The organism is Psychrobacter sp. 72-O-c, from assembly GCF_904846605.1.
GTDB lineage: Bacteria > Pseudomonadota > Gammaproteobacteria > Pseudomonadales > Moraxellaceae > Psychrobacter.
This window is the reverse complement of record NZ_CAJHBI010000003.1, coordinates 85,685-97,056: the sequence shown is the minus strand read 5'-3', so window position 1 is coordinate 97,056 and position 11,372 is coordinate 85,685. Positions and strand designations below refer to the sequence as shown.

Here is an 11,372-nt window from a genome sequence, read left to right as displayed (position 1 = left end):
GTGAGCTTTGCTCTAAATAGCAATAAAAAATATGCAAACTGTACGACTTTGAACAAGTGCCTTTTATGGATAAGTTTATGGATCAGCCTAATAACGATAGCATTGATGCCAGTAGTACGGCTAAAGTTCCACCTGTCAATGCGATTAACAAGACCGAGCAACCGCCGGCGATACGTGTACCGTTAAACGGTAAATATTTGATTGAGGCTTCAGCGGGTACAGGTAAGACCTGGACACTGACCGGTATTGTACTGCGCCTATTAATTGAAGCAAAGCGGCCACCTGAGCAGATTATTGCCACAACCTTTACTCGTGCCGCTGCTGCTGAGATGCGTCAACGTATCAATGAACGCTTGGTTGACTTTTATCAATTATTACAATGGTTTAATAAACTACCCGTTAATCCTATTACCCACGATATTATTTACCCGCAGTTAAAAAATAGTGTCAAAAGCTCTGAAGATAAAACCGCTGATAGTGTTAAAAAAGATACAGATACAGTTGCTAAAGACAATAAAGGTGCTAAGAAACCTGAATTACCCAACAATAAGATAACCGCTGAGCAGCGTCAAAAACGACAAGAGTGGCTTGATGAGCAAGCGCAGCTGGCAGGTAATGCCGATCTCATGAAGGATCCTGTCAATAGCTATCTACTGGTGTATTTGTTAGATAATACGACAGACTATCCATTAGCTGATGCTATTAGACGCTGTGCCTTGGTGCTTACTACCTTGGATAAGCTGTTTGTGGGTACATTGGACAGTCTGTCACAGAAGTGGTTGTCTGAGTACAGTGCCGAGACTGGTCACCAGCAAGGTATGCAAATCAGCGATCATGAGCAAGTAGTCATAGAAAGTATCATTCACGATGCTGTGCGCGCGCATCAAAGTCATATGTATTACCAGCAACCAGAGATTTATGCCCTATTACAGCATACCAAGCGCTTAACTGCCCCTGCTGATCATTTATCTGTTGCGCAAAAGGCCTTACAGTTTATATCAACTCCGATTGCAGAGGTTGAGCTGGGCGCAGCAATTGATTTTAGCGCTTATCAGCAGGCATTGGATAATTTTGCAAAGTGTGATTTAAAGGATGTTGAGCCTTATTTTGATATTGAATACCGTACGGCGCAAGGGTTTGGCAAAGCAGGTAAGATCGGTAAAAACATAGCATCTATCATCACGATTCAACAAGTTATTCGCCAGTATGGTGCCACGTTTTTTACCCACTTAGAGGGCAAGGCTGACATTCTATACACCGAACTACCCAATGCTTTTATTAGTAAAGAAGAGGGTGGAAAGGTTTTTAATAAAGGTAAAGAAGCCGAGCGTTTAGTATTTATTAACCTTGATAGTATGCAAGCACTAAAGACGCTGCGTGATTATGCCGAACAGATTGAGCTTTATCTCGATGCACTAAATGAGAAGTTGAACCGTGATATTGCCATTAAAGTCCGTCAAAAGCTGCCATCGATATTAGAGGCACGGCGCGAGACTACCTTTGGGTTGCAAATGGTACGCTTAAACCAGGCACTATCAGGTAAACAAGGAGAGCGATTGGCACGTTATATCCGTCATCATTATCCGGTGGCACTGATTGATGAGTCGCAAGATATCAATGGCGAACAGGCACGCATGATTGAGCGGATTTATCTTAAGGATACTAAAGGCAGTAAAGACTCTAATGTTAAAAATACCCATCGTGGATTTTTGTTGCTAGTAGGAGATCCCAAACAAGCAATCTATGGTTTTCGTGGTGGAGATGTTGCCAACTATAATGCCATGAAAGCGCTGTTTGATGATAGGCATATGATGAGCCTTGATGTTAATTGGCGCTCAAATCAGCGATTGATTACCGCGTTAAATCATTGGTTTGGTAGAGCTGAATCAGTGGTTAATGGTAATGATCCGTCAAACTCACAAAGTGCGGACCAATTAGCGCAATTGGGTAAGGATATTTATTATCAGCACATCACTGCAAAAAATACTGACAACCATGCATCATGGCAGCAAGCAGTATCAGACATTACAAAACATTCAACGACAGCAGAGCCAGCCAGTGTATCCGCAGCGGTGTTAGCGGAAACAGCTGCGATTCTACCCAATATATTACCCAACAGTCCGGTCAGCATTATTCATCTGCCTTATGACAAACAAGCAAAATACGATGCTTATGAGCTGACAGCGCTGCATATTGCCGCCTTGCTGGCCAGTCAGCAAACCATAAAGGGCCGAACATTACAGCCAAATGATATCGGTGTACTGGGCCGCCGTAAGCATGAGTTAAAGCAAGTTGAAGATATGCTGAGTAAACTTGGTGTGCCTACTCTTGAGACTGCAGAAAACAATGTTTTTGACACACCTATTGCTGGTGATTTAGCGGCCTTATTAGAAGCGATGCTAAAACCGCATCGCCGCGATATCATTAACCGAGTATTGACCAGTCATTTTTATCAGTTAACTCTCAACGATGTGCAAGCACTGATGCTAAGTACGGATGACGAACATATAGCGCCAGTAAACGTAGAACCAGGCAATACAGTACCAGAACATTCAGATGCTAAGCAGGCACAACTCAAGCAGCGCTACCAAGATTTCCAAACCTATCTCAAGACCGCCGCTACGCATTGGCAGCATAATGGTGTTTTGTCAGCCCTGCATTACTTGTTTGCTCATAACCCTATGGCTAAAGAGAAGTCTAAGCAGGATGGTCAAGCAAAAAATAAACAGAGCGCACACCAAAACGTGTGGGTGGGTCTTGCTGATTTAGAAGACGGTGCCCGTTATCTGATGGATTTGCGCCATTTGCTAGATATTTTGGCGCAGCACGGTATGCATATTGGAGAGTATGAATTACTGGCATGGTATAAGAAAAATATGAATAGTAGCCGTATACCGGAATGGGCGCGCCAGCAGCCACTACCGACTGAGTCCGGTGTGCAGCTCATGACTATTCATAAGTCTAAAGGTTTGGAGTTTCCGGTAGTCTATGTCATAGGTATGGACGGTGCGAGTCCTGATGCCAGCTCTAAAACCGGTGGTCGTAATAAGCATAAACTATATTTATATGATCATGATATTGAGGGTAAAAAAACGCAGCGACGGCTATCGGCTAGTGCTGGCAAGCCTTACAGTCAGTCCGTAAAAGGCGATAAACCTACGGACTACTACGCCCAGTTTGAAACCACTGAAAACTATGAAGAGCTGAGACGGCTGGCCTATGTCGCGTTTACCCGTGCTAGTGAGCAGTTATATATGGTGCTTAAGGATGGTTATAATAAAACCGATGCTGAGCGTAAACCAAGCCTGAAATGGCTAAGTTGTGAGAGTCATAAATTTGTGTTGCCAGAGCGATTACAGAATCAAATTGGCTGGCTGGAATATGAGACCATTGAAACCAACGCTGAAGCGCTGATAAAGTCCAACAAACAATCAAAAGGCACTACTAATGCTCAGTCTGAATCCAGCGCGCCCATGGTGATGTGGGTTGACTATCAAAATGCCTATGCACAAATTCAATCACGCTATTTCAAGGGTTGGGCAAAGACCAGCTTTACCGCCTTGTCACGGCAACTGGGCGAACAAAGCCAAGCGCTCGCTATTTTTGATGATGGTATCGAGGACGAGCTGGATTTGACTGATAGCATGGCATTGCTAAACAACAGGTCCTCTTCTATTTACCAAGGCGATGATGATATTAACGATATAATCTCCGAAGATGACATTCGTTTTCGCTTTGTTAAAGGTGCTAATGCTGGTACGTTTTTGCATGAAGTTTTTGAAAAAATAGATTTTACTAACCAGAGTAAATGGTCAACCATTATTGACCAAAGCCTTCGTCAGTATCAGCTGCCTGTTAGTTATAGCAGTGCTGACTATCAACAACGGTTAGCGAAAAATAAAACGCCGATTTTATCATCACCAATAGGGTTATCAGAGAATGAGGAAGTATTAGATAACGATACTGAGTTACTAACGACTGCCGATAATCAGATAGCAACAGACCATAATGAGTTGATAGAGTGGATAGCAGAAGTCCTGAGCGCACCCTTGCTAGCATCGGGCCAGCCACTACAAGCAATACCAATTAAACAGCGTATTGCCGAGCTGGGATTTAATATGGGGTTGTCAGAAGACTTTACCCCTGAAGGTATTAATGACGTTTTTACGACATATCTGCCTGATGAACCTGAGAAGCACATTGAGCTTACCGCCCAACACTCTGGTCATATCTATCGCTATTTACGTGGCGAAATTGACTTGGTCTATGAATATGCAGGCAAGTACTATGTGGTGGACTATAAAAGTAACTACTTAGGAAATAGCCTAAGCGACTATAATGATAAAAATTTAAGTGCTGCGATGAATAAAGCAGGCTACTGGTTGCAAGCTGCTATTTACCAAGTTGCTTTACACCGTTTTCTAGGTTTACGTTTGCCTGACTATGAAGGTAATGAAACGCAATATTTAGGCGCAGTAGAGTATGTGTTCTTACGGGGCATTAGTACCCAAGGGACGCATAATTATGGTCGCATACAATGGCAAATTCCGTTCGCATTGGTAAAAGTATTGGATGAGATGTTTGGTACGCCCAGTGCCTAGCCTAATACATCAAGTAAAACGTGATGGTTTGATAAGTAGTTAAATTAGCTTATGGCGCTGATAGCTACCTTTCATAATCGATATCGCTAAAAAAATAAATGGATAAATGATGAACAATAATAATGACGTTGAGCAAGAAACCGCTGAAAAAGTAACTCAAGACGCAAACAGTTCGGCAAAAAATATACCAGCCTCTCAACAGGGGCAGGCAGGCAAGCACCAGAGCAGCGTTCAAGGCAACGCTAATAGCGATGTTGGGAGTAGTTGGCCCACCACAATCAGTCGGTATCTATTACAGCGCCGCAAGCAGACTCAACTGGCCTATCATACTCAACTACAACCTGACGCTGTATATGCTGAAGGTAACGATACACAGGATTGGTTATTTGAAGCGGTATTTGAGGTGCTGGTACAGCGTTTGGAAGAGGGGCATACCGTATTAGTGTTGGAGGATAATTATCCTAACACTTATATGCGCAACAGTACTGATATAGAAAGCAGTGTTGATCTATCAGTCAAAGGCGCTGAACTTTTCGGCTGGCAGCAGCAGTTATTGCAACCACTGTTGCAACCGTTATTCATAGTATTGGAAGGCACATCAGCGGCTGTGATTGACATTGAGCTTATGGAGCATACGGCGTTATGGGATACCGCAATGCGCCAATCCACTTTGCCTGAATATGAAAAGCTAATATTAGAGCAGCGGTATAACGTATGCGGTCAACTTTATCGCTATTTACAGCAGATGGCGGCAACTTCTAGCCCTAAGGAAAATAGCCTAAGTAAGTTCAAAAATATTTTAAGCCATCAGCCACTTTTCAAAAACGACGACCCTAACAATGAAAGTGGGCCCAATCGGCCCATTATTTTTCACTCAGAGCAAAGTCCAAATAATAGCCATAATAAGGTAACCTTATGGCTACACCGTACATGGCAGGCTGAGTATGCGCTTGCTCACCACATTATTCGCATCAAAGCTCAAAAGGTTAATAAACTACCGATAACACTCAATCCACTTTTGAACACTGAGCAACAAGATGCTATTCATATGGCGAATCAATCCGCTTTTAGTATCATCACTGGCGGTCCAGGTACCGGGAAAACGTTTACCGTTGCTCAGTTAGTCATTGCGTTACAGCAGACACAACCTCAAGAAGTAGGCACAAGGAAAGAAAAAACAGGGGATGCAGGAAGCGCGAATCTAGCTTTAGCTGCGCCAACGGGTAAGGCTGCGCAGCGCATGCAAGAGTCGTTACAGGACGCGATACAACAGGCTGGCGTGTCTATACAATTGCCAGAGGCGAAGACCATTCATCGCCTGCTTGGTATCGGGCAGGGTGGTCAGCCTCGCTATCATGCTGACAATCCACTCAGTGAAGACATTATCATTATTGATGAGGCGTCTATGCTCGGAGTAGAGTTGGCCAATTATTTGGTCAGCGCGATAAAACCTAATGCACGGCTTATTCTATTAGGGGATGCCAATCAATTGGCAGCGGTCGATGCGGGAGCGGTACTGGCTGATCTATGCCGAATACCTGCGCTACAGGACGTTCATCAACGTCTTGAGATGAGTCGGCGCTTCACTGCGGATTCTGGTATTGGTAAATTAGCGCGATTAATTAACCAAGCAGACAAACACCAGCCCACAGATCAAAATATGTCAGCGGCCTGGCAATTATTACATGAAGATGACGCCTTAAATTTTCATCATTTAACCAGCACCGTATCTGAGAGTACAGGAAGCAATGACAATAAAGCTCCCAATAGTGTAATAATAAATAGCCTAAGTAATTATAAATTTTTTAAAAAAATCTCAGATAGCTATCATGGTTATATAATTCAAACTCAGAAGGTGCTAGCAAATATAAAAATAGCGAAATCTGTGCCAACAGAAAAATATGTTAGCTATTTTAACGGACTAATAGTTTTACTCAATCAATTTAGAGTGCTTACTGCTGGCCATCACGGTCGCTGCGGTGACCATTATATTAATCGCTATCTGAGTGAACAGCACCGGAAGCAGCTAAAACTGCCACTATCCAAATCTCCTTGGTATCACGGACGCCCAGTAATGGTATTGCAAAATAATTATGAACTGAGTCTATTTAATGGCGATATTGGTATTTGTTTAGAGACAGAGAAAGGCCGCTTACAAGTATTTTTTGAGAATAAAGTACAAGGAATGGCTACTAACATGCTTAATGATGAGATGATTGCAACCGCCTATGCAATAACTATTCATAAGTCACAAGGATCAGAGTTTGAACATGTAGCGATTAGCTTTGACGATCAAAATGGGCGTTTACTCAGTCAGGAACTTATCTATACCGCTGTTACACGTGCCAAAAAGCAGGTCTCTATTTTTAGTACCGCTTCCGCCTTCACGCGCGCACTATCAACGCCAACTGAAAGACAAACAGGGCTAGGGTTACAATTTGCACAGCTTAATAGAACGTCTGATAGTTATTAAAATCATTCTTATTTGTAGCAGAATTTAGGTAGTAAAAAAGCATCCTTATTGGATGCTTTTTATTTTATAAAATTCGGTCAATAAAGAGCAGTAAAGATTAAACTTTATCTTCTTTAATGGCATAAATACCGGGTAGATGACGCAAGTACCCATGAAAATCCATACCGCAGCCATAAACATAACGATCAGCGACATCAATACCTACAAAATCAACATCGAAGCCGTCTATTTTACGATCGTGTTGTTTATTCAACAGTACACAAGACTCAATAGAAACAGGTTTTTCTTTACTTAGTTCTTCGACGATGGCTTTTAAGGTGATGCCTTCGTCAAAAATATCATCAATCAGCAACACATGCTCGCCGGCGATATTAACATCAGGCTTGAATTTCCAATCTAGCTCATTGGTGCCTTCGTTATCACGATAGCGTGAAGCATGAATATAGTGCATGCGATGATAGAACGTAAGATGGGTAAGTAATTGACCGGCTGGAATAAGTCCACCGTTCATAACGACCATGACAATCGGGTTTAGCCCAGCATAATGTAAGTTGAGCTGCGCAGCAAGACGCTCATAAGCAGCCGACACTTCAATACTACTAATAAGGCACTCTGAATTGCGTAGAGTTTTTTCGATTTCTTGGTTGCTGATCTGAGTCATTGGTTGTGCCTTCGATGAAAAGTGCTGCTTATTTTAGCAAGTTTTAGTGAATTTTCCCAATGTCACGTGACTTTTAGGGCAAAATTAATCTTATATTGTTATCAATACTTTATTAGTCCGTTATTTCTACAAAAAAAGGTCGATAAAAAGAGGCCAAACGATTCAGACCATCGTCAGGGAGCTGCGGCAGTAGTTTGTTAAGTGCCATACCTAACCCTTTTTCAATAGCGGCTTTGGCCATGGGAATAGACTTGCGTTTAATCATACCAAGCTTAAGCGTTTCAGTAAAACGACTGATAAAGTGGGTAAGTGCTTCCTCATTCATGGTTTCAAGCGCCGTTCTAAACTGGACTTTGTCTACCGAATCCGGAGTAACTGCTTCCAAACCTTCGGTGATCGTTTGTGCAGAATCATCAGGGAGCTCATACCCTACGCGGCGTAATCCTTGGTTGTCTATGAACATAGTCTGGTTTTTTAAAAAATTAAAGCTGGGCATGACATCTTTGTTCTCATCTTTACCAAGAAGGACATTAAGTAACGTTTCAGTTGTACGCTCAATGGTCCCAACAATTTTGCGCATAGATGCTTGCCGTTCAGGGTTTGGAATCACGTCTATTAGACTTACTAGTAAGTTATCAGTAAGTTCACGAGCAATCTGCTGTGTTAACTCATTACGATAAGGATAGTAATCGGTTTTCTCCTGTGAGCCGATGGTACGTTCCGCCTCATCAATCATGTTGTTGAGTTTATCTGAGGGTATAAATCCGAAATAGTATGCCATTGAAGTCCCTTTATTTAATACTCATTTGTTTTTAACACTTAGCTAATTATTGTCTACCTCGTTAGTATAGCTAAATTCTAACGGTTAAAATATCTTGATATATTTGCATGATTTCTATGCTTACTTGCTCATGAATGAATCAAAAAACCAGTCAGCATTAGATTCTCATTCAAAACAACCTTAAACAACTATTTTATCATCTTAATTTTGGCACTGTGTTGTTGCCTGATGTATATTAGACGTTACATTTTGTGTCAAATCGGCTACACTCCATACAGAATATTAATACCTTGCCATAGACTAAACTTCGACTCTTACAGATGCAGATCACAATCAAGTCTATTGTTTTTAATGTTAACGTTTTTGTTTATGCTCATCGAGTGTAAATTTCTGGTTGGTATTCTAATTTATCGTAATCGCAAGCGTTTAATGACAAAGGCTTGTATTCAACAGTAACAACTATATAGAGCGTCGCTCAAAGATAGGTAGGATGATAGTCATCATGTGACTTGCCTGCCAGCGCTTACTATGGAATAAAAAATAAGGATAAGAGGACGTGGTGATTTTCCACCCTCGCTTTATCTAGGGAGAGATAAGATGAACAGTGCCATTGTGTTGTTACTTGGCGTCGCCGCGATGCTCTGCGGTTATGTTTTTTATTCGAAGTTTATCGCCACCAAAATTTTAGCATTAGATAATAGCCGTCCCACGCCAGCACACACCATGAAAGATGGGGTAGATTATGTTCCCACCAATAAATATGTATTGTGGGGGCATCACTTTACTTCAGTTGCCGGCGCCGCACCGATTATTGGTCCCGGTATTGCGGTAATTTGGGGTTGGTTACCCGCTGTAATTTGGGTGGTTTTTGGTACGATTTTTATGGCAGGCGTTCATGATATGTCAGCCATATGGGCAAGTATGCGTAATCGAGGTCAGTCCATTGGCTCCATCGCTGGTACGGTTATGGGTACGCGCGTACGTAGTTTGATGATGGTCGTTATCTTCTTACTATTGCTCATGGTCAATGCTGTATTCGGTGTGGCTATTGCCAATATGATGATTAAAACCCCCTCAGCTGTATTGCCAGTGTGGGGCGCGTTAATTGTTGCTTTAATTATTGGCCAGTGTATTTATCGCTATAAGATGAATTTAGTTTGGGTATCAATAATTGGGGTAAGTGCATTATATGGGCTTATTTACCTTGGTCCTATGTTCCCATTCGCCTTCCCTGAGACCGTTTTTGGTCTGCCTGATAATGCCATTTGGATTATCATTTTATTTGCCTATGCGGCAGTTGCTTCATTATTACCGGTATGGATGTTATTGCAGCCACGCGATTATATTAATGGCTTGCAGTTATTTGTCGGTTTGATTTTATTATATGCCGCCATCTTTATCTCAACACCTACTATTGTGGCACCGGCGATTAATACTAACTTACCAATGGACACACCATCAATCATGCCACTGCTCTTTGTTACCATTGCTTGTGGGGCTATTTCAGGCTTCCATGGTTTGGTCGCAACAGGTACAACATCTAAGCAAATTGATAAAGAAGAAGACGCGCGTTTCGTGGGTTACTTTGGTGCGCTTGGTGAAGGTATGCTAGCGTTAGGTGCGATTCTTGCAGCGACCGCAGGTTTTGCCACACTTGGTGATTGGGAAGCTGTTTATCAAAAATTCGGTGACGGCTCTATTGGTGCCTTTATTGACGGTGGCGCTGCGATATTGAATGCTGGTGTTGGTATTGATATGGTATTGTCACAAACCATGTTAACGGTTATGGCAGCACTATTTGCGGGTACCACCATGGATACTGGGGTGCGCTTGCAACGTTATATCTTCCAAGAATTTGGCGAGTTTTATAACATTCCAGTATTAACCAAAGGTGTAGTAGCTACGCTTCTAGCAGTAGGAACCTGTTTGCTGTTAGCATTTGGTGCCGGCGGTATCGATGGTGCGGGTGGTATGATCATCTGGCCTTTATTCGGTACTACTAACCAGTTAATGGCCGCATTAACCTTAATGATTGTGACTGTTATCTTATTACGTAAAGGCAAGCCGGTCTGGTATACCTTAGCGCCATTATCATTCTTATTGGTGATGACGGTGTTTGCTCTATTAATCCAGCTCAAAACCTTCTATGTTGATGGCAATTGGTTACTTATTACTATGGATATTATTATCCTGATTGCTACCATATTGGTCACCTTCGAGAGTTTGTCGGTATTACGCCGTGAATGGTCGGAGCATAAAGGTAAAAATATAAATTAATACCTAACCATTTATCAAACATAATCATTAAAACTAATGGTTACATTAAAAGAAGACGCTGGCAATTGCTGGCGTTTTTTTATGTCATTGAGTGATAACTGGTTTTTGCACAGGAAATCAAAGAAAAGCAAACTATAACTATCATTGAAGCAGACGTGATATATTTTAAACAGTGATATATATGAAGAATTAAGATTGTTTACGATGATAAAACTAGGTAAGAATATGGACAATAAAAAACATGATAAATCATTAGATGAGACTCTAGATAGTGTCAATAATTTTATTAGCACAGCAGCAGAAGACAGTGAATATAGCGCCCCGTGGTGGCAACGTTTTGTAGAGGGTCTTAATGAGTTCTATCACGCTCCTTATCGGCAAACAATGGCGCGCGCCGCACGTGATGAAGAAGACTTTTTCATGCTATTGATGTTCGCTGAGAGCTTGGGAATCGATAATCCAGCCAGCTTTTACACCCTTGAGTTACAGCCTTTATTCTTAGAGAACTTTCATGAATGGCATACCCGTATGGGAATGGATAGATGTCCCTTCGATCATGTTGGCTGTTGTTAATCGTAC

The 11,372-nt window shown here is 41.9% G+C and carries 6 protein-coding genes; 4 read left to right on the top strand and 2 right to left on the bottom strand.

Annotation, left to right across the window (positions count from 1 at the left end):
- The first annotated feature begins 77 nt into the window (after positions 1 to 77).
- Positions 78 to 4,601, top strand: a complete 4,524-nt coding sequence (locus JMX97_RS01635) for a UvrD-helicase domain-containing protein (RefSeq protein WP_227671426.1) — start codon at positions 78 to 80, stop codon at positions 4,599 to 4,601.
- Between the two features lie 109 nt (positions 4,602 to 4,710).
- The gene (gene recD, locus JMX97_RS01630) at positions 4,711 to 7,074 is read left to right on the top strand and encodes an exodeoxyribonuclease V subunit alpha (protein ID WP_201554455.1); all 2,364 of its coding nucleotides are present in this window, start codon (positions 4,711 to 4,713) and stop codon (positions 7,072 to 7,074) included.
- A 97-nt stretch (positions 7,075 to 7,171) separates the two neighbouring features.
- Here the strand turns inward: recD and JMX97_RS01625 are convergent, their stop codons facing one another.
- Together JMX97_RS01625 and JMX97_RS01620 are read right to left on the bottom strand one after the other, a co-directional pair.
- On the bottom strand, positions 7,172 to 7,735 hold the full coding sequence (locus JMX97_RS01625; protein WP_201554453.1) for a hypoxanthine-guanine phosphoribosyltransferase: 564 nt from the start codon (positions 7,733 to 7,735) through the stop codon (positions 7,172 to 7,174).
- Positions 7,736 to 7,847: 112 nt separating this feature from the next.
- On the bottom strand, positions 7,848 to 8,516 hold the full coding sequence (locus tag JMX97_RS01620; RefSeq protein ID WP_201554452.1) for a hypothetical protein: 669 nt from the start codon (positions 8,514 to 8,516) through the stop codon (positions 7,848 to 7,850).
- Positions 8,517 to 9,113: 597 nt separating this feature from the next.
- On the opposite strand from JMX97_RS01620, the gene JMX97_RS01615 reads away from it, so the two are divergent.
- Positions 9,114 to 10,793: a carbon starvation protein A gene (locus JMX97_RS01615; protein ID WP_201554449.1), complete on the top strand. Its 1,680-nt coding sequence runs from the start codon at positions 9,114 to 9,116 to the stop codon at positions 10,791 to 10,793.
- Between the two features lie 285 nt (positions 10,794 to 11,078).
- Positions 11,079 to 11,366 carry a cory-CC-star protein gene (locus JMX97_RS01610; RefSeq protein WP_201554566.1) on the top strand — a complete coding sequence of 96 codons (288 nt, stop codon included), beginning with the start codon at positions 11,079 to 11,081 and terminating at the stop codon, positions 11,364 to 11,366.
- Positions 11,367 to 11,372: the final 6 nt, after the last annotated feature.

What these genes read in the sequence shown, in the direction of transcription:
- JMX97_RS01635 (WP_227671426.1), top strand. Translation starts at nt 78, where the DNA reads ATGGATCAGCCTAATAACGATAGCATTGATGCCAGTAGTACGGCTAAA.
- recD (WP_201554455.1), top strand. Translation starts at nt 4,711, where the DNA reads ATGAACAATAATAATGACGTTGAGCAAGAAACCGCTGAAAAAGTAACT.
- JMX97_RS01625 (WP_201554453.1), bottom strand. Translation starts at nt 7,735, where the DNA reads ATGACTCAGATCAGCAACCAAGAAATCGAAAAAACTCTACGCAATTCA.
- JMX97_RS01620 (WP_201554452.1), bottom strand. Translation starts at nt 8,516, where the DNA reads ATGGCATACTATTTCGGATTTATACCCTCAGATAAACTCAACAACATG.
- JMX97_RS01615 (WP_201554449.1), top strand. Translation starts at nt 9,114, where the DNA reads ATGAACAGTGCCATTGTGTTGTTACTTGGCGTCGCCGCGATGCTCTGC.